This is a genomic window from Caulobacter sp. FV2ps19 (assembly GCF_058681035.1).
Map to the genome: position 1 here is coordinate 3,018,977 of NZ_CM178729.1, position 17,921 is coordinate 3,036,897.

Genomic DNA, 17,921 nt, shown 5'->3' on the forward strand with positions numbered 1-17,921 from the left:
TCAGTAGAGGCCGCTGAGCGGATCGGCAGGCTTTGGCTGTGGCTTGGCGGCCTCCGACGCGTTGGAGGCGCCGCTGGGCACGCCATTGGGCCAGGCTTCCGAATAGGGCTGCGGCTCGGCGACCGCGGCCGGAATCTCGACCTTGGGCTCGGTGCCCGGCCTGAACGCCTCGCGGATGCCGCGCACATTGGCGAACTTGGCGGTCTTCGGCGGCTTGAAATCGGCGACCGGCGTGCCTTTCAGGGCCTCTTTCATAAAGTCCATGAAAACCGGCACGGCGTCCGTGGCCCCGGTCTCGCCTTCGCCCAGCGAGCGGTTGTCGTCGAAGCCGACGAACACGCCGACCACGAGATTGGGCGAATAGCCCATGAACCAGGCGCTGCGATATTCATTGGTGGTGCCGGTCTTGCCCGCCAATGGCCGCCCCAGGGAACTGACGGCCGCCGCCGTACCGCGCTGAACCACGCCCTGCAGCATCGAGGTGATCTGGTAGGCTGTGACGGGATCCATGACCTGCTCGCCCGGCGCGTCGAAGCGCGGGCTTTCATCGCCGCTGAAGCCCGCCGTGCACTTGAGGCAGTCGCGCTTGTCGGCCCGGAAGATCACCTTACCCTCGCGATCCTCAACCAGTTCGATCAGGTGCGGCTCGACCCGCCGTCCGCCATTGACGAAAGGTGCGTAGGCCGAGGTCAGCTTGAACGGCGTCGTCTCGCCCGCCCCCAGCGCCATGGCCAGAACCGGCTGCATGTCCCGAACCACACCCGTACGCTTGGCCAGATCAATGATCTTCTTCATGCCGACGCTCTGGGCCAGGCGCACGGTCATGGCGTTGATCGACTGCTCAAGGCCCTTGCGCAGAGGTTGAGCGCCGTAGAACTCCTTGTGGTAGTTTTCCGGGCTCCAGCTCTCACCATTGGCGCCCTTCAGGGTGATGGCGCTGTCGACCACCACGCTGGCCGGCGTATAGCCGTTCTCGAGCGCGGCGGCATAGACGAACGGCTTGAAGGCCGAGCCCGGCTGACGCATCGCCTGGGTGGCCCGGTTGAAGTTCGACAGCGAGTAGCTGTAACCGCCCACCAGGGCGACGACGCGACCACTATAGGGCTCAATGGCCACCAGGGCGCCATTGACGGCCGGTACCTGGCGCAACCGATAGGACGACGAGCCGTCGACCGGCTCGACGAAGACCAGATCGCCAGGCTTCAACCCCTTGCCGGCGCGGGCCCAGACCATGTCCTGGTCGACGATGGGGCCTTCGCCTTCATTCTTGACCAGACGCACCCGGCCATCGGTCGAGATGACCACGGCGGCGCGCCAGCCGCGGCGTTCGGACGGCGGAGCCTTGGCGCGAGCGCTCTTCTCCCAGTCGGCGTCATTGGCCTCGACATGACCCCAGGCCCCGCGCCAGCCATGGCGACGGTCATAGTGTTCCAACCCGTCCATCAGGGCGACACGGGCGGCGGTCTGCAGGCGCGGATCAAGGGTCGTGCGCATATAGTAGCCGCCCTCGCTGAGGCGGGGGCCGAGGGTGGCGACGCCGCGCTGGCGCACTTCCTCGACGAAATAGTCGGCGTCTCGATAGGCGGCGCGCTTGGGGGCGGCCTGAACCACCAGGTCTTCGGCCTTGGCCTTCTCGGCGTCAGCCTTGGACACCCAGCCCAGATCCGCCATCTGATCCAGGATCCAGTTGCGGCGGACGATCGCCTTGGCCTTGTTGCGCACCGGATGATAATTGTCGGGCCCCTTGGGCAGCGCCGCCAGATAGGCGCACTCGGCCAAGGTCAGGTCCGGCAGCGACTTGCCAAAATAGTTATAGGACGCCGCTCCCACCCCGAACGAGCGGTAACCCAGCCAGATTTCGTTCAGGTACAGCTCAAGGATCTGCTGCTTGTCGAGCGACTGCTCAAGGCGGTGCGCCAGAATGGCTTCCTTGAACTTGCGGCCAACCGTCGCATCGCTGGTCAGCAAGACGTTCTTGGCGACCTGCTGGGTGATCGTCGAGCCGCCCTCAAGGCGCTTGCCGTGCGCAGCGTTGCCGACATTCTTGATCATCGCGCGAGAAAATCCGCCGACGTCGACGCCGCTGTGCCGGAAGAAATTACGATCCTCGGCGGCCATGAAGGCCTGGGCCAGCTGGGGCGGAATCTGGTCGTAGGGAACGAAGATCCGGCGTTCCTTGGAATATTCGCCGATCAGGGTGCCGTCCCAGGCATAGACGCGCGTCGCCGTCGGCGGCCGGTAGTCTTGCAGCTCGCCGGCGTCAGGCATGTCGTGGAAGAGCCACGCCGCATAGATCGCGATCGCGAACCCCGCCACGGCAATGGCCGAAAGCACGGCCACGCCCGCGATGGCCATCCATCGTTCGGTGGGTTTCAGATCCACGCGGCCTCCGTCGGGCGACGCGCCCTCGCCCGCCCTTCACTCATCCTCTAGAGCCCGTTCCACAAAAGTGTAAGCGGTTTTGCGGTCGCATCGCGCCGCGCTGGCTCAAGCCATGCCTCTAGCGCGCATCGTCACGGGCGCCAACGGCCCGCGAGCGTCAGGATTTGCGAACCTGGGCGGTGAAGTAGGATTCGATGGCGTCGCCGACGGCGTTGACAACACGAGCCCGACTGTCGGCGGTGCTCAACAGGCGCTCATCCTCAATATTGGTGATGAACCCCATCTCCAGCAAAACGGCGGGGACATCGGGGGCGAGCAGCACGATAAAGCCGGCGTCGCGGTGACTACGGCGCAGAAGGGTCGTCTCCTCGCCTACCCGATCCAGAAGCAATTGCGCGAAAGCCGCAGAACGATTCTTGGTGGCGCGCTGACTGAGGTCGAGCAGGATCTGGCTGACGGCGCGATCCCGGCCCGGCAGATTGGCCTTCATCAGCCAGTCGTCCTTTTCCAGGACCCGGGCCACCCGTTCAGCGCCTTTTTCCGACAGCGTATAGACGCTGGCGCCGCGCGTATTGACGTCGGGACCGGAGTCCGCGTGCATCGAGATGAAGAGATCCGCATCGGCGCGGCGCGCGATCTGTACGCGGGCTTCCAGAGGAATGAAGGTGTCGGTGTCGCGGGTCATCACGACCTGGAAGCGACCGGTCTTCTCCAACCGAACCTTCAAGGCCTTGGCCGCAGCCAGGGTGACGTCCTTTTCATAGACCGAAGCGCCCAACGACCCGGGATCCTTGCCGCCATGACCCGCGTCGATGACGATCACCTTCTTCAGGCGAAGCGGCGCGGCTTTCACAGGACCGGAAACGAGGGTCCGCTTCAGAGCCGGCGCGGCGGCCGCGCCGTCCGTGGCCTTAAGATCGATCACATAGCGATAGGCGACCGCGCCGTCGCCAGGCGGCAACAGGAACCGGCGGCGAACCTCGGCCGGACCTGAAAGGTCGAGCCGAAGGCGCGCGCCGCCGCCCGCCTCGTCAATCACCCAGCGCTTGACCAGACCCTGGCCGGCGCCCTGCAAATCGCCGGCGACGGACACATTGGGCAGACCGATGATAATCCGTTGATCCAGGGCCCCATCGGCGACCAGGCGGCCGACGGCGGCGCGGTCCAGATCGATCACGACACGGGTTTCGGCGCGATCGCCGCCGAAGCGAACCTTCTGAACGCCGGCGGCCGGCGCGGGCCCCTGAGCGGTAGCGACCGCGACGCCCAGCACAGTCAGGCCGCCGACGATCAAAGTCGCCCTCAGCCATCCCGTACGCGCCAAACCGATCAGAACCCTACGCATTCCCCGCCTGAGCATTCTACAACTGGTGAACCAGTCTGGAATATCAATCACACGTGGTAGCCAAAGGGTTAAACCTGACCTTGTTGTCCAGCGCTTTCCTTTTGCCCCGCGATGTTGCTACAATTAAATTGCGTGTGAGCGCCGTGATCGTCATGGCCTCTCGCGCGGGCGGCCCGCGCCGATCGAAGCCCTGAGCCTCTTTCGTGTCGTGAGCCGCAGACTAGACAGTGTTCGCGGATCGATCCTTCGCTTGCAGGCTTGGCGCCTGCCCTGGGATGGGTTCGCGGAGCCCGCGTCGGGCTCTCCGCCTTTCTGGCGACGACGCGCCATCCGATCAGCGCCATCCGGTGCGACCCGGTCAAACATCCAGTCCGCGCTCTCGTCGCGGTAGAGAAAACAGAAACCCCATGGGCTGCGCCGCACCCGTCCGCCATTGGCATCCGACCTCTCGCAACCGCACTGGCGGAGCGACGGGCGGTGACGCGCGCGCCTGTCTTTCATATCGGCGCCCGGGCCCAGAGCCCGCCGCGCGCCGTGGAGATTCCCTTAATGTCGAAGAAGATGCTGATCGACGCAGCACACGCCGAAGAGACGCGTGTGGTCGTCGTGGACGGAACCCGGGTTGAAGAATTCGATTTCGAAAGCCAAACCCGCAAACAGCTTCGCGGAAATATCTATCTCGCCAAAGTAACCCGCGTTGAGCCCAGCCTGCAGGCCGCGTTCATCGAATACGGCGGCAACCGCCACGGGTTCCTCGCCTTCAACGAGATCCACCCGGACTATTACCAGATCCCGGTCGCCGACCGCGAAGCGCTGATGCGCGACGATTCGCATGACGACGAGGACGACCACGTCTCCTCGCGTCACGGCGAAGATCGCGACGGCGAGCATGTCGACGACGAAGACGACGCCGTCGAAGAGGAACTGGAGCGCCGCAAGCGTCGCCTGATGCGCAAGTACAAGATCCAGGAAGTGATCCGCCGCCGGCAGATCATGCTGGTTCAGGTCGTCAAGGAAGAGCGCGGCAACAAGGGCGCGGCCCTGACCACCTACCTGTCGCTGGCGGGTCGCTATGGCGTCCTGATGCCCAACACCGCGCGCGGCGGCGGCATCAGCCGCAAGATCACCACGATCACCGACCGCAAGCGCTTGAAGAGCGTCGTCCAGAGCCTGGACGTGCCGCAAGGCATGGGCCTGATCATCCGCACGGCCGGCGCCAAGCGCACCAAGGCCGAGGTCAAGCGCGACTACGACTATCTTCTGCGCCTGTGGGAGAACATCCGCGAGACCACGCTGCATTCAGTCGCGCCGGCGCTGATCTACGAGGAAGAAGACCTCGTCAAACGCGCCATCCGCGACATGTACGACAAGGAGCTGGAAGGCATCTGGGTCGAGGGCGAGGCTGGCTTCCGGGAAGCGCGCGACTTCATGCGCATGCTGATGCCCAGCCAGGCCAAGAAGGTCTTCCACTACCGCGAGCCGGCGCCGCTGTTCGTCAAGCATCGTATCGAGGACCATCTGGCGCAGATCTATTCGCCGGTCGTGCCTCTGCGGTCAGGCGGCTATCTGGTGATCAACCAGACCGAAGCCCTGGTCGCCATCGACGTCAATTCGGGCAAGGCGACGCGCGAACGCAACATCGAAGCCACCGCGCTGAAGACCAATACCGAAGCCGCTGAGGAAGCCGCACGCCAACTGCGCCTGCGCGACCTGGCCGGTCTGATCGTCATCGACTTCATCGACATGGATGAGGCCAAGAACAACCGCTCCGTCGAGAAGGTCCTCAAGGACGCCCTGAAGGACGATCGCGCCCGCATCCAGATGGGCAAGATCAGCGGCTTTGGCCTGATGGAAATCAGCCGCCAGCGTCGTCGCACGGGCGTGCTGGAAGGCACCACCCACGTCTGCGAACACTGCGAAGGCACCGGCCGCGTCCGTTCGGTCGAATCCAGCGCCCTGGCCGCTCTGCGCGCCATCGAGGTCGAAGCCCTGAAGGGCAGCGGTGCGGTCACGCTCAAGGTTTCCCGCGCCGTCGGCATCTACATCCTCAACGAAAAGCGCGCCTATCTGGTCCGCTTGCAGCAGACCCACGGCCTGTTCGTGACGGTGCTGGTCGATGAGAGCCTGCATGCGGCCGAAAACGAGATCGAGCGCACCGAGCTGGGCGAGCGCATCGCCGTGGCGGCGCCGCCGATCACTGACGCCGACTTCGCCGACGACGACCTCTATGACGATGAGGACGAGGACGAAGAAGAAATCTTCGACGAAGAGGCCCTCGAGCGCGAAGACACCGACGACGACGCAGCTGACGTCCGCGCCACCCAGCGCGAAAAGGGGCGTTCCGCCGAAGCCGCCTCGGACGACGACGGTGATCGCAATCGCAAGCGCAAGCGCCGTCGTCGCGGTCGTCGTGACGATGTCGACCTCGAAGCCGCGCCCGGCGCAGCAGAAGACGACCCCGAGGGCGATGACTCCGAAAGCCGTGACGGTGACTTCGCCATCGAAGGTGAGGACGAGGAAGCCCGTCGTCGTCGCCGTCGCCGCGGTCGTCGCGGCGGACGCCGTGGCGGTCGTGAGGACGGTGATCGTCCGGCCGACGCCTTTGTCTGGATCCGTCCCCGTGTCCCGTTCGGCGATAGCGCCTTCGCCTGGCACGATCCGGCGGCGCTCGACGGGCGTGGCGGCGAGTCGCGTCGCCCCGCGCCAGAACCCGTGACCGAGACCCAGGGCAGCGAGCGCCCCGAACGTGCTGAACGTCCGGAACGCGCTGAGCGTCCTGAACGCGCCGCACGTCCGGAACGCGCCGAGCGGTCCGAAGGGCGTTCCAGCCGCAGCCGTGGTCGCGGTCGCGGCGAACGGGAAGCTCGCCCGGCGGCGGCCGAGACGACTGTCGCGACGGCGGTCGAGGCTGAACTGCCGCCGATCGCTCCGATCGTCGCCGAAGCCCCGCCCAGCGACGTCTGGGTCGAGCTGCCCGCGCCGACGGAGGACGCCCCCAAGAAGGCTCGTCGACCGCGCGCGCGCAGTCGTAAGGCCGACGTTGCGGTGACCGAAGATACGGCGATCGAGTCGGCCGTCGAGGTCGAGACCCCGGTCGAGATCACGCCGCCCGCCCCTGTCGCCCCGACCCCGGTGGTTGCGACGCAACCGGCCCCGACGCCGGAAGCGGTCGCCGAACCCGTCCTGGAAACGGTGACAGCGCCCGCTGCGCCGGACCCGGCCGAGATCACCGACGCCCCCGCCAAGCCGCGCCGCGGTTGGTGGCGCCGGAGCTGATAACGGATCGTGGACGGTCAGGCTCTGGCCTGGCCGTCCACGGCGCCTATATGCAAGAGGCGCGCTACGAAGGCGGTGGTTCACAGGCCGCTGCATTCCACGCTACACTTGCCTCGATCGCGGGGGCGCGACTGGAGACGTTGGATGACCTCGCGCACGCGGCGGGCTGAAAAAGGGTTTCGCGCCTTCTGCTCCGTCGCCATGGTCGCGGCGCTGACCCTTTCGACGCCTGCCCCCGCCGCCGCGCAGGACGGCATTTCCCTGATCCGCGACACCGAGATCGAGGAAATCCTGCTCAAGGATGCGGTGCCGATTTTCGAGGCCGCCGGTCTTGACCCCAAATCGGTCCATATCCTTCTGGTCGGCGGGAAGGACCTTCAGGCCTTCGCCGCCCCCGGAACGATGGGCATCTATACCGGTCTGATCCGTCAGTCCGAAAACCCCAACCAGCTCCGGGGCGTTATCGCCCACGAAGTCGGCCACTTGCAGGCGGGCCACTCGTTCCGCTCGGGCGAAATGACCAAGGCTGGCCTCAAGCCAATGATCCTGACCATGGGCCTGGGCGTACTGGCGGCCCTGGCCGGCGCGCCGGACGCCGGCGCCGTACTGATGGGCAACGCCAGCTTCTTTGGTCAACTGGGCGCACTGGGCTACAGCCGCGAACAGGAGGGCCGCGCCGACCAGGCGGGCGCCACCCTGCTGGAAGCGACTGGCCAGTCAGGCAGGGGCCTGGTCGAGTTCTTCGACAACTTTCGCTATCAGGAGGTTTTTGATCAGTCGCGGCGCTTCGCCTATTTCCGCAGCCATCCGCTGTCGTCTCAGCGCATCGACGCCCTGCGCAGCCGGGTCGAGCGCCTGCCGCACTATGACCAGGTCGACAGCCCCGAAGACCTGGCCGAACACGAGATCATGAAGGCCAAGCTGGAGGGGTTCATGAACCCCCAGTCGGCCCTGATCAAATACAAGGAAAGCGATAGCAGCTACCCCGCCCAATATGCGCGCGCCATCGCCTACTATCAGATGAAAGAACCCGATCGCGCCCTGGCGCTGATTGACGCCATGCTGACCGAACAGCCCAACAATCCCTATCTCTGGGAGCTGAAGGGGCAGATCCTGTTCGAGTTCAACCGCGCAAAGCTGGCTGAAGCTCCGCAGCGCCGATCCGTTGAACTCAAGCCCGATGCGCCCCTCCTTCGGATCAATCTGGGCCAAACCCTGATCGGTCTCAATGACCCCAAAAAGGTCGAGGAAGGCGTTCAGGAGCTCAAGCGCGCCCTGATCAATGATAATGACAACGCCGTGACCTGGCGTCTGCTCGCCCAGGCCTATGATGCGCAAGGCAAGGACGGCCCGGCTCGTCTGGCCACCGCCGAGCAGTATTTCGCGCTGGGCGCACCCCAGGAGGCTCGGGTCTTCGCCATGCGGGCGCGTGAACTCCTGACCAAGGACACGCCTGAATGGCGACGCGCCACCGACATCGTCCTAGCCTCGCGCCCCAGCAACCAGGACCTCAAGGATCTAGCCAAGGAAGGCGCGACCCAGTCCGTCTTCCGTCGCTGATCCCTCGCTTCCAGTTCGAGATTGTCATGACCCTTAATCGCCGCGCCGGCGCCCTCGCCGCTTCGTTCGCCCTGTCGGGCCTGCTCATGGGCGCCTGCTCGCCCGCCAAACCCGACAAGGCCTTTGGCGAAAAGGTTCGCGCCTATCTGGTGGAGAACCCCGAAGTGCTGCTGGAAGTCAGCGCCAAGCTGGAACAGAAACAGGCCGCCAAGACCGCCGAGAGCGGCCGCGAGGCCATTGGCCGGTACCGTCAGGCGATCGAGCGTGACCCGCGCGACTTCGTGGCCAATCCCAATGGATCGGTCACGGTCACCGAGTTCTTCGATTACCGTTGCGGCTACTGCAAGCAAGCCGCCCCCGAGATCGTCAAGCTGATCCAGGAGAACCCGGACGTCCGGTTCGTATTCAAGGACTTCGTGATCTTCGGTCACGATTCAGAGGCCGCTGCGCGTCTGTTTCTCGGCGCGAAGGATCAAGGCAAGGACCTCGCCCTTCACCAGGCGCTGATGGCGGAGAAAAGCCTGGACGAGGCCTCCGCCCTGCGGATCGCCTCGGGACTGGGCCTTGATGTGGCCAAGGCGCGCGTCAAGGGCGCCAGCGAGGCGACCACCCAGCACCTGGCCGACACCCACGCCCTGGCCCAGGCCCTGGCGATCGAAGGCACACCGGCCTTTATCATCGGCGACCAGTTGATCCCCGGCGCCGACATGCAGGCGCTGAAACTGGCCATCGCCCAGACCAAGGCGGCCGCGTTGAAGAAGACCTGATCGCGCCGAGCGGCGGAGCCGTCTGGAGGCCCCACCGGTAGAGTTTGCAGGGCAGGTTTTACCCGTGGGGACGAGCTCCGCGCTCAGGGCTCGTCCAAGGGCTTGAAATCATTGATCCGCGATCCGTCGCGAGCTTGCACGAAGCTTGCGACGGGAGACCCGCCTTTTTGAAGCGGGAGCGCTCATGCTTATTTCAGGGTCAAGCAACAGCATCATGGCGTCGCTCAGCAACACCGCGCTGACGAGGCTCAATGCCGCGATGGCGCCAAAGACCCCGGACGCCGGCGCGAGCGGCGCGATGGCCGCCTCGAGCAAGACGGCCAAGGACGAGTTCCTCGACTACGCGAAGATGACGCCCGCCCAGAAAATGCGCGCGGCGATGCTCTCCAAGCTGGACGTCACCGAAGACCAGCTGAAGGCGATGGATCCCAAAGAGCGGCAGAAGATCGAGGACCAGATCAAGGAGATGATCAAGGCCGAGATCGAAGGTCCGGACGGCAACCGCAAGGCCAAGGGGGCCTTGGTTGACGTAAAAGCCTGACTAGATCAGCCCCGCCAGCGGCGAACTGGGATCGGCATACATCCGCTTGGGCATCCGTCCGGCCAGATAGGCTTCGCGGCCGGCGATGACCGCGTGCTTCATGGCCCGGGCCATGCGGATCGGATCCTTGGCCTCGGCGATAGCGGTGTTCATCAGGATAGCGTCGCAGCCTAGTTCCATGCCGATCGCGGCGTCCGAGGCTGTGCCGACGCCGGCGTCGACCAACACCGGCACCTTGGCGTTCTCGATGATGATCCGCAGATTGACGCGGTTCTGGATGCCCAGGCCCGAGCCGATCGGCGCGCCCAGCGGCATGATCGCCACCGCGCCCGCCTCTTCGAGCTTGCGGCAATAGACCGGGTCGTCCGAGCAATAGACCATCACCTGGAAACCCTCGGCGACCAGCAGCTTCAGCGAGCGCAGGGTCTCTTCCATGTCGGGATAGAGGGTCTTGGGATCGGACAGCACTTCCAGCTTCACCAGATCCCAGCCGCCGGCCTCTCGGGCCAGGCGCAGGGTGCGCACGGCGTCCTCGCCGGTGAAACAGCCCGCTGTATTGGGCAGATAGGTGAAACGGTCCTGCTTGATATAGTCGACCAGCAGCGGCTGGGTCGGGTCGGTCAGGTTCACGCGGCGCACGGCCACGGTGACGATCTCGGCCCCGGCGGCCTCGGCGGCGGCGGCGTTGGTCGCATAGTCCTTGTACTTGCCCGTGCCGACGATCAGTCGCGAGGTGAAGGTGCGGCCAGCGACGGTCCAGGTGTCATCGGCGGCGACGGAGTCGGGGGAAACATGCGCGTTCATGAGGGAGGTTTACGCCTGCGCAAGCGCGGTTTCAAACCCCGTAGGAACCGCAATGCGCCTAGCCGCCGCCAATGAAGGTCACGATTTCGATCCGGTCACCATCAGCCAGGGCCGTGTCGGCATAGGTCGAGCGGGGAACGATCTCCAGATTGCGCTCCACGGCCACCTTGCGCGAGTCCAGACCCAGCGACGCGACCAGATCAGCGACGCTGGAAACCTCGGCAATCACCCGTTCATCGCCATTCAATAAAAGCCTCATCTCACCTCCTGAGCGAGCCCTGCTTGTGACCTGACGGAACCGGCTATACAAGACCTCCGGAATCGACGGCGGAGCCGAATGGTAAAATCGATCCATGTGCTGAGTGGCCCCAACCTCAACCTGTTGGGAACGCGTGAGCCCGAGATCTATGGCAAGGACACGCTTGACGATGTCCGGGCGCGCTGCGAGGCGCGTGCGGCGTCGCATGGCCACTCCGTGGTCTTCCGGCAATCCAACCATGAAGGCCAGTTGATCGACTGGGTGCAGGAGGCGCGTGTGTCTGCCTCGGCCCTGGTGATCAACCCGGCGGGTTATGGCCATACCTCGATCGCGCTCTTGGACGCGCTCAAGATGCTGAGCGTTCCAATCATAGAGTGCCATCTGTCCAACCCCGCGGCGCGAGAGGAATTCCGCCGCCACACCTACGTTTCGCTCGCGGCTACGGGGATCGTCTCCGGCTTCGGCGCGGCGAGTTATGAACTGGCGATCGAGGCCGCTATCGGCCTGATCGGCGCGAAATAGGTCCAGCCCGCGAGCGTTCAACCGCCGCGCGCCAAGAGAACAAGGTAGCTTCAATGTCCAATCCCAAGGCTTCCGCCGATCCGGTCGAAACTCCGTCGATCGACGCCCGCCTGGTCCGCAAACTGGCGGACATCCTGAAGGACACGGGCCTGTCCGAAATCGAGGTTGAGCATGCCGGCCTGAAAATCCGGGTCGCGCGCGAACTGACCGTGGCCGCCTCGCCCACCACCTATGTTCAGGCCCCGCAGGCCTATGCCCCGCAGGCGCCCGCCGCCGCCGCGCCGTCAGAACCGCCAGCCGCCGCCGTAGCGCCGGTCGCCGCCGCCCGCGCCGCCGGCGACATCGTCAAGTCACCGATGGTCGGCACCGTCTATATGTCGCCGCAACCCGGCGCCGACGCCTTCATCAAGGTCGGCGACACGGTCACCGCCGGTCAGACCCTGCTGATCGTCGAAGCCATGAAGACCATGAACCCGATCTCGGCCCCCAAGGCCGGCAAGGTTGTCGACATCATCGTCGGTGACGCTCAGCCCGTCGAATTCGGCGAGCCGCTCGTCGTCATCGAGTAGCGATCATGTTTGACAAGATCCTGATCGCGAACCGGGGCGAGATCGCGCTTCGGGTTCACCGCGCCTGCAAGGAAATGGGCATCGCCACCGTGGCGGTCCATTCCGAAGCCGACTCCAATTCCATGTGGGTGCGCCTGGCGGACGAAAGCGTCTGCATCGGCCCCGCCCCTGCCGCCAAGAGCTATCTGAACATTCCGTCGATCATCGCCGCCTGCGAGATCACCGGGGCCCAGGCCGTTCACCCCGGCTATGGCTTCCTGTCGGAAAACGCCCGCTTCGCCGAGATTGTCGGCGCCCACGGCTTTACCTTCATCGGGCCCAAGCCGGAACACATCCGGATGATGGGCGACAAGATCACCGCCAAGCAGGCCGTGAAGGACGCGGGCATCCCCGTGGTTCCCGGCTCCGACGGCGGTGTGGCCACGGAAGAAGAAGCTTTCGCGGCCGCCGACAAGATCGGCTTCCCCGTGCTGATCAAGGCCGCCTCCGGCGGCGGCGGTCGCGGCATGAAGGTGGCCCAGACGCGGGAAGACCTGGCCGAAGCCGTCTCAACGGCACGCTCGGAAGCCCGCGCGGCGTTCGGGGACGACACGGTCTATATGGAGCGCTATCTCCAGAAGCCGCGTCACATCGAGATCCAGGTCATCGCCGACAGCCACGGCAATGTGGCTCATCTGGGCGAGCGCGACTGCTCGCTGCAGCGTCGCCACCAGAAGGTGCTGGAAGAAGCCCCCTCGCCCGCCCTGGGCGCGGCCGATCGCGCCAAGATCGGCAAGATCGTCGTCGATGCCGTCAAGGCCATCGGCTATCTGGGCGTCGGCACGATCGAGTTCCTGTGGGAGAACGGCGAGTTCTTCTTCATCGAGATGAACACCCGTCTGCAGGTTGAACACCCGGTCACCGAGGCCATCACCGGCATCGACCTGGTGCGCGAACAGATCCGCATCGCCGCCGGCCTGCCGCTGTCCTTCACCCAGGCGGACGTCGTCTTCGAAGGCCACGCCATCGAGTGCCGGATCAATGCCGAGAACGCGCGGACCTTCACGCCGTCGCCCGGCACCATCACCGACTTCCATGCCCCCGGCGGCCTGGGCGTTCGTCTGGATTCGGCGATCTACACCGGCTATGCGATCCCGCCCTATTACGACAGCCTGATCGGCAAGCTGATCGTTCACGGCCGCGACCGTCAGGAGTGCATCGCACGCCTGAAGCGTTGCCTGGGCGAAATGGTCGTCGGCGGCATCGAAACCACGATCCCGTTGTTCCAGGACCTGTTGGTGCAACCCGACATCCTGGCCGGCGACTACGACATCCACTGGCTGGAACGCTGGATCAAGGCGCAGGGCTAGGACGCGGGCGCGCATGGACGCCTTCACGGTCGACGACCTCATCACCTGCTATCAGCGCGGCGTCTTTCCGATGGCCGACGCCCGCGATGATGAGAACGTCTTCCTGATCGATCCCGAGCATCGGGGGGTGTTGCCGCTGGATGGCGTCCACATTCCCCGTCGCCTCGCGCGAACGGTGCGAACCGAGGCTTTCGAGGTCCGCATCGACAGCGCCTTCGACGCCGTGGTCGAGGCCTGCGCGGCCGCCAAGCCCGGACGCCAGGAAACCTGGATCAACGCGACAATCCAGACGCTCTATGGCGAGTTGTTTGCGCGCGGCCTGGCCCACTCTGTCGAGTGCTGGCGCGATGGCCAGTTGGTGGGCGGGCTCTATGGCGTTTCGCTGGGGGCGGCGTTCTTTGGCGAGAGCATGTTTTCAACCCAGCGCGACGCCAGCAAGGTGGCGCTGGTCCATCTCGTGGCGCGACTGCGGGTGGGACACTATCGTCTGCTCGACACCCAGTTCATCACCGACCATCTGCTACAGTTCGGGACGATCGAAATCCCCCGCGCCGAGTATCGTCGCCGTCTGGCGCGCGCTTGGCCCGGCGAGGCCGACTTCTACCGCTTGGCGGCCGCAGCGACCGGCGCAGACGTCTTGCAGGCGATCAACCAGGCGTCATAAACCGGATGCTCCAACGGGTTCATGCCCGGAGCGTTGGCGTACATCCAGCCCTTGTAGACCTGACGTCCCGGAGGGGCGACCCTGCCGGCGACCGCTTTGGGCTGGGTGTCGACCACGACATAGGCCGTGGATTCTGGCGCAATCTCGTCCGCAGTCGAGGTCTCGCAAGCGCGGACGGTGAAGATCAGGGTCTTGTAACGAATAGGCTGACCGATCGGCGCCTCAAACCGCATGGTTTCAGTCGTGATCTTGTCCAGGGCCTGGATAATCGCGACAGAGGATCGCGCGCGCTTCAGCGGTTCAGCCGGCGGGGCTTGCTCGGCGGCAGCCTTGTTTGACGAAACGAGCTTTGCCACAGGCTCGGCCTGAGGCTTCATCTCAGGCGCAGGTATCGCTATCCGCGGAGTCGCGGCGGGCGGTGTCTGCGCCACAGGCGCTGTCGGTGCTTGCGGGGCGACCGGCGCTGCAGACTGCCGCGCGACCGCCACGCTTGCAACGGCCAGGCTGGCAGCCAGGACGGATGCGCTCAGGGTCGCTCCGCGACGCATCAAACCTATTCCGGCTTCCAGGGCTGGTAGTCGCTGGTGGCCACGGCGCGCTGACCGCCGCGCGCGATGGAACCCTTAGGGCGCCAAGCGTGAACAGTACCCGTCAGATTGGGGATGTGATCCTTCTCCCACGACCGACGCGGCAGAGGCGCGATGGTCGGCGGTTCGTCCAGCGTGTAGTGCAGCCAGCCGCTCCACTCGGCCGGAACCTTGGAGGCTTCGGCATAGCCGTCATAGATCACCCAGCGGCGCTTGTGGGCGTCATAGCTGTCGCTGGAGTCGCGGGCTTCGAAATAGCGGTTGCCGAAATCGTCCTGACCCACGAAGACGCCGCGACGGCCAATGTGAAACCGCTGACCGAGGGTCGCGCCGTTCCACCACGTGAAGATCGCTTTCAGCACTACGTTCGCACCCGAATTTGCAAAAACGCCCAAGTCGCGACAGGCGCGACGACGCGCTCAGACTATAGGGCTCTCGGCCGTGAGCGTCCAGCATGAGACCCGCAGTTCAAATTCAACATCTTGTGGATCATACCACAACAAGCCCCAACATCTATTGAAGGGTGATAGACGGCGATCTAGGCTGGCCGCCTCGTGGCGCCTAAGACGCGGAATCGCCTATGCGCAATCTATCCGGATATGTCGACCTGCCCGTCCAGGCGGAACGGCGCGAACTTGAGCGCAGCAACGCCGTCGTCGAGGTCATGGCCCCGCCGACCTGGACGGATGCGCGCGTCGAGTCCTGGCTGGACTGGGCCGGCGAGCCGTTTGATGCGGACGCGCCGCTGGGCGGCGGCCCCGCGCGCCATGCCGAACGCCTGGCCCAGGCCGGCCTGGCCAAGGGCGTCTTCGCCGACGCCGCCGACGCCGCCGCCTTCCGCGACGCCCTGCTGAACACCATGCTTGCCGGCCTGGCGACTCCCACAGCGCCAAGGCCGAGCCTGGAACGCCTGCCGGACATCGCCGAAATCGAATTCAAGCAGGTCGTCGACGGACACCTAGCCCGGCGACGTAGCCACCATCTCGCCGCAAGGGCCGCCGCGCGGCTCGACACGGCTCTGGCCCAGGTCGGAGACGCTGTGCAGCGTTGTCACGGCGACGCCAAGGCCTGCGCTGATCCCGCCAAGAACAGCGCCCTGGCGCGAGCCGCACGCCGGGCGCGGGACCTGGGCGCCGATGATCGCATGATCTTCGACGCCATCGCTCTGGCCGGCGCGCGCCGCATCGCGCTGCTGGACGACAATGCCCATACCGATATCGCCATGGTCGCATCGGGCTCACGACAGACCGTCTCCGCCGGCGACGAGGACGCCGCCTTCGCCGCCCAGGTCGGCTGGGACACCAGCGCCCTGACCCTGGCTCTCAGCCCCGAAGACGCTGAGGCGCTCTCGGCCGGCGCATCGTGCGGCGCAGCGATCGACGCGTCCGCCTTCCAGACCGAAGACGCCTTTGACGTCCAGGGCTTCACCTACGCCGTCCACATCTGGGCGACGGCGCTCGAGATCGAGCGCGGCGACAGGCGGGCCTTCATCTCCCTCGCCGGTGTGGGCGACTGGTTGTTGACCCAGGGGCTGTCCCTGGCCAGCGGCGAGGGGCGCGACGCCGCGGCGTCCCTCTGGGCCCTTGCCGTTGGCGCGGCGCTCTCCGCCAGCGCCGAAGCGGCCGCGACCCTGGGGGTCGACCCCGGATTCAAGCAGGATCGTCAGGTCGTGCTGCGCAGTCTGGCTGAGCGTAGAGTACGCGCCGCATCCCTGCGCTCGCCGCTGGCCTCGGAAGCCGCCACCGCGCTCGCCATGGCTCACGGCCTGGCCAAGAAGCACGGCCTGCGGTCGAGCGGCCTTGTCGCCGCGTTCGACGACCCGGAAGCTGCCCTACGTCTCGGCGGACGCCCCATGGGCTGGGCCGGAATCGCCTCACCGGTGGAAACCGTCCAGACGGCCGATGGCATGCTGTTGCCCGCGTTCAGCGCCGCGGCTCTGCAATGCCTATCCAGGGCGGACGCGGACATCGACGCTGCGCGCCGCCATGCGCTCGGCCACGGGTCGCTGAGCGACTCGCCGACCATTGATCATGTCACCCTTCAGGCCAGCGGCTTCACCGCCCACGAGATCGAACGGGTCGAGGATGCACTTCGCACGGCAGGCGGCCTGCGCGAGGCTTTCGCGCCCGCTGTCATCGGCGCCGGCTTCCTGGCGGACGTCCTGGGCGCGTCGCCGCGAAACCTGGTGAAGCCCGATTTCGACACCCTGGCCTTCGCCGGCTTCTCGCCGGCCGAGATCGCCTCGGCTGAACGGTACGCCCTGGGCGCCGGCACGCTGGCCGACTGCGAGGCCCTGCAACCGGAAGTCCGCGAGATCTTCCTGGCGATCGAAGCGCCGACCCTGGCCGATCGCATGGCCATGATTGCGGCGGTGGAAACCTATGTCTGCCTCCCAGCGCCTGTGGTTCTGCCCCTGGCGTTCGACGCCCGCCCGGTCGATGGCCTGCGGCTGCAGGCCGCCGCCGCGCGGGCCGGCGTCCGGGCCCTGCGCCTGCAGCGCGCAGATCCGCCGATCGATTTCCGTCTGGACCTGCCCGACGAGCCCGCTGAACCAACGCGCCAGCCCCTGCGCGAACAGGTCGTCACCGAACGCGTCGTCGAGAAGATCGTCGAGCGCGACCGCTCACGCCGCAAGCTGCCCGACCGCCGCAAGGGCTACATCCAGAAGGCCGCTGTCGGCGGCCACAAGGTCTATCTGCACACCGGCGAATATGATGACGGCGAGGTCGGCGAGATCTTCATCGACATGCACAAGGAAGGCGCCGCCTTCCGCAGCCTGATGAACAATTTCGCCATCGCGGTTTCGCTGGGGCTGCAGCACGGGGTGCCGCTGGACGAGTTCGTCGAAGCCTTCGTGTTCACCCGGTTCGAACCGGCCGGACCCGTGACCGGCAACGACTCGATCAAGTCGGCGACCTCGATCCTCGACTATATTTTCCGGGAACTGGGTGTGTCGTATCTGGGTCGCGACGATCTGGCCAATGCCGACCCCCAGGAGTTCAACGCCGACGGCCTGGGCCACGGCAAGGCCGACGCCGAGGTCGACGCCGAGCTTGAACCCCTGCCCGCCAGCAAGTTCATCTCCAAAGGCTTTTCGCGCGGCGCGGCGCCCGACAATCTGGTCTTTCTGCCGTTCGGCGGGCGCAAGGCCGAGGATGCAGCTCGGGCCATGGACGGCGCGGCCGATGTCTGCCCGGCCTGCGGCGACATCGCCCTGACCCAGCGCGGCGCGATGACCGTCTGCGACAGCTGCGGCGTGCAATCCAATCGCTCGGAGCCGGGCGCCGCCACCTAAC

The 17,921-nt window shown here is 65.9% G+C and carries 16 protein-coding genes; 10 read left to right on the plus strand and 6 right to left on the minus strand.

Going from position 1 to position 17,921, the window contains the following annotated elements; all coding sequences use genetic code 11:
• Together ACW18B_RS14355 and ACW18B_RS14360 are read right to left on the minus strand one after the other, a co-directional pair.
• Positions 1 to 2,382: a penicillin-binding protein 1A gene (locus tag ACW18B_RS14355; protein ID WP_492047706.1), complete on the minus strand. Its 2,382-nt coding sequence runs from the start codon at positions 2,380 to 2,382 to the stop codon at positions 1 to 3.
• Positions 2,383 to 2,539: 157 nt separating this feature from the next.
• Positions 2,540 to 3,727, minus strand: a complete 1,188-nt coding sequence (locus ACW18B_RS14360; RefSeq protein WP_492047707.1) for an N-acetylmuramoyl-L-alanine amidase family protein — start codon at positions 3,725 to 3,727, stop codon at positions 2,540 to 2,542.
• Between the two features lie 407 nt (positions 3,728 to 4,134).
• Between ACW18B_RS14360 and ACW18B_RS14365 the strand changes: the two genes are divergently transcribed.
• The 5 genes from ACW18B_RS14365 (at position 4,135) to ACW18B_RS14385 (ending at position 9,871) form a co-directional block, all read left to right on the plus strand.
• Positions 4,135 to 4,353: a hypothetical protein gene (locus ACW18B_RS14365; RefSeq protein ID WP_492047708.1), complete on the plus strand. Its 219-nt coding sequence runs from the start codon at positions 4,135 to 4,137 to the stop codon at positions 4,351 to 4,353.
• Positions 4,277 to 7,003, plus strand: a complete 2,727-nt coding sequence (locus tag ACW18B_RS14370; protein ID WP_492047709.1) for an Rne/Rng family ribonuclease — start codon at positions 4,277 to 4,279, stop codon at positions 7,001 to 7,003. The genes ACW18B_RS14365 and ACW18B_RS14370 overlap by 77 nt, the downstream gene beginning before the upstream one ends.
• 144 nt (positions 7,004 to 7,147) lie before the next feature.
• A complete protein-coding gene (locus tag ACW18B_RS14375; RefSeq protein WP_492047710.1) occupies positions 7,148 to 8,563 on the plus strand; it encodes a M48 family metalloprotease in 1,416 nt (471 codons plus the stop codon).
• Between the two features lie 26 nt (positions 8,564 to 8,589).
• Positions 8,590 to 9,330, plus strand: a complete 741-nt coding sequence (locus ACW18B_RS14380; protein WP_492047711.1) for a DsbA family protein — start codon at positions 8,590 to 8,592, stop codon at positions 9,328 to 9,330.
• Between the two features lie 145 nt (positions 9,331 to 9,475).
• Complete coding sequence (locus ACW18B_RS14385) at positions 9,476 to 9,871, plus strand: hypothetical protein (protein ID WP_492047712.1); 396 nt, start codon at positions 9,476 to 9,478, stop codon at positions 9,869 to 9,871.
• Here ACW18B_RS14385 and ACW18B_RS14390 read toward each other — a convergent pair whose 3' ends face one another.
• Together ACW18B_RS14390 and thiS are read right to left on the minus strand one after the other, a co-directional pair.
• Positions 9,872 to 10,675, minus strand: coding sequence for a thiazole synthase (locus ACW18B_RS14390; RefSeq protein WP_421737758.1), 804 nt, complete (start codon positions 10,673 to 10,675; stop codon positions 9,872 to 9,874).
• A 58-nt stretch (positions 10,676 to 10,733) separates the two neighbouring features.
• Positions 10,734 to 10,934 carry a sulfur carrier protein ThiS gene (gene thiS / locus ACW18B_RS14395; RefSeq protein WP_492047713.1) on the minus strand — a complete coding sequence of 67 codons (201 nt, stop codon included), beginning with the start codon at positions 10,932 to 10,934 and terminating at the stop codon, positions 10,734 to 10,736.
• Between the two features lie 78 nt (positions 10,935 to 11,012).
• On the opposite strand from thiS, the gene aroQ reads away from it, so the two are divergent.
• Genes aroQ through aat form a run of 4 tightly spaced genes read left to right on the plus strand, consistent with a single transcriptional unit; the run spans position 11,013 to position 14,038 of the window.
• Positions 11,013 to 11,456: a type II 3-dehydroquinate dehydratase gene (aroQ, locus tag ACW18B_RS14400; protein WP_492047714.1), complete on the plus strand. Its 444-nt coding sequence runs from the start codon at positions 11,013 to 11,015 to the stop codon at positions 11,454 to 11,456.
• 53 nt (positions 11,457 to 11,509) lie between these two features.
• Positions 11,510 to 12,025: an acetyl-CoA carboxylase biotin carboxyl carrier protein gene (gene accB, locus ACW18B_RS14405; protein WP_492047715.1), complete on the plus strand. Its 516-nt coding sequence runs from the start codon at positions 11,510 to 11,512 to the stop codon at positions 12,023 to 12,025.
• A gap of 5 nt (positions 12,026 to 12,030) precedes the next feature.
• On the plus strand, positions 12,031 to 13,374 hold the full coding sequence (accC, locus tag ACW18B_RS14410) for an acetyl-CoA carboxylase biotin carboxylase subunit (protein WP_492047716.1): 1,344 nt from the start codon (positions 12,031 to 12,033) through the stop codon (positions 13,372 to 13,374).
• A gap of 13 nt (positions 13,375 to 13,387) precedes the next feature.
• Positions 13,388 to 14,038 carry a leucyl/phenylalanyl-tRNA--protein transferase gene (gene aat / locus ACW18B_RS14415; protein WP_492047717.1) on the plus strand — a complete coding sequence of 217 codons (651 nt, stop codon included), beginning with the start codon at positions 13,388 to 13,390 and terminating at the stop codon, positions 14,036 to 14,038.
• Here aat and ACW18B_RS14420 read toward each other — a convergent pair.
• Both ACW18B_RS14420 and ACW18B_RS14425 read right to left on the minus strand, forming a co-directional pair.
• Positions 13,975 to 14,586 carry a DUF2155 domain-containing protein gene (locus ACW18B_RS14420; protein WP_492047718.1) on the minus strand — a complete coding sequence of 204 codons (612 nt, stop codon included), beginning with the start codon at positions 14,584 to 14,586 and terminating at the stop codon, positions 13,975 to 13,977. The genes aat and ACW18B_RS14420 overlap by 64 nt on opposite strands.
• A 5-nt stretch (positions 14,587 to 14,591) precedes the next feature.
• Positions 14,592 to 14,987: an NADH:ubiquinone oxidoreductase subunit NDUFA12 gene (locus ACW18B_RS14425; protein WP_492047719.1), complete on the minus strand. Its 396-nt coding sequence runs from the start codon at positions 14,985 to 14,987 to the stop codon at positions 14,592 to 14,594.
• Positions 14,988 to 15,205: 218 nt separating this feature from the next.
• Here ACW18B_RS14425 and ACW18B_RS14430 point away from each other — a divergent pair, with 218 nt between their 5' ends.
• Positions 15,206 to 17,920, plus strand: a complete 2,715-nt coding sequence (locus ACW18B_RS14430; protein WP_492047720.1) for a TSCPD domain-containing protein — start codon at positions 15,206 to 15,208, stop codon at positions 17,918 to 17,920.
• The last annotated feature ends 1 nt before the right edge of the window (position 17,921 follow it).

What these genes read in the sequence shown, in the direction of transcription:
- ACW18B_RS14360 (WP_492047707.1), bottom strand. Translation starts at nt 3,727, where the DNA reads ATGCGTAGGGTTCTGATCGGTTTGGCGCGTACGGGATGGCTGAGGGCG.
- ACW18B_RS14365 (WP_492047708.1), top strand. Translation starts at nt 4,135, where the DNA reads ATGGGCTGCGCCGCACCCGTCCGCCATTGGCATCCGACCTCTCGCAAC.
- ACW18B_RS14370 (WP_492047709.1), top strand. Translation starts at nt 4,277, where the DNA reads ATGTCGAAGAAGATGCTGATCGACGCAGCACACGCCGAAGAGACGCGT.
- ACW18B_RS14375 (WP_492047710.1), top strand. Translation starts at nt 7,148, where the DNA reads ATGACCTCGCGCACGCGGCGGGCTGAAAAAGGGTTTCGCGCCTTCTGC.
- ACW18B_RS14380 (WP_492047711.1), top strand. Translation starts at nt 8,590, where the DNA reads ATGACCCTTAATCGCCGCGCCGGCGCCCTCGCCGCTTCGTTCGCCCTG.
- ACW18B_RS14390 (WP_421737758.1), bottom strand. Translation starts at nt 10,675, where the DNA reads ATGAACGCGCATGTTTCCCCCGACTCCGTCGCCGCCGATGACACCTGG.
- thiS (WP_492047713.1), bottom strand. Translation starts at nt 10,934, where the DNA reads ATGAGGCTTTTATTGAATGGCGATGAACGGGTGATTGCCGAGGTTTCC.
- aroQ (WP_492047714.1), top strand. Translation starts at nt 11,013, where the DNA reads ATGGTAAAATCGATCCATGTGCTGAGTGGCCCCAACCTCAACCTGTTG.
- accB (WP_492047715.1), top strand. Translation starts at nt 11,510, where the DNA reads ATGTCCAATCCCAAGGCTTCCGCCGATCCGGTCGAAACTCCGTCGATC.
- accC (WP_492047716.1), top strand. Translation starts at nt 12,031, where the DNA reads ATGTTTGACAAGATCCTGATCGCGAACCGGGGCGAGATCGCGCTTCGG.
- aat (WP_492047717.1), top strand. Translation starts at nt 13,388, where the DNA reads ATGGACGCCTTCACGGTCGACGACCTCATCACCTGCTATCAGCGCGGC.
- ACW18B_RS14420 (WP_492047718.1), bottom strand. Translation starts at nt 14,586, where the DNA reads ATGCGTCGCGGAGCGACCCTGAGCGCATCCGTCCTGGCTGCCAGCCTG.
- ACW18B_RS14430 (WP_492047720.1), top strand. Translation starts at nt 15,206, where the DNA reads ATGCGCAATCTATCCGGATATGTCGACCTGCCCGTCCAGGCGGAACGG.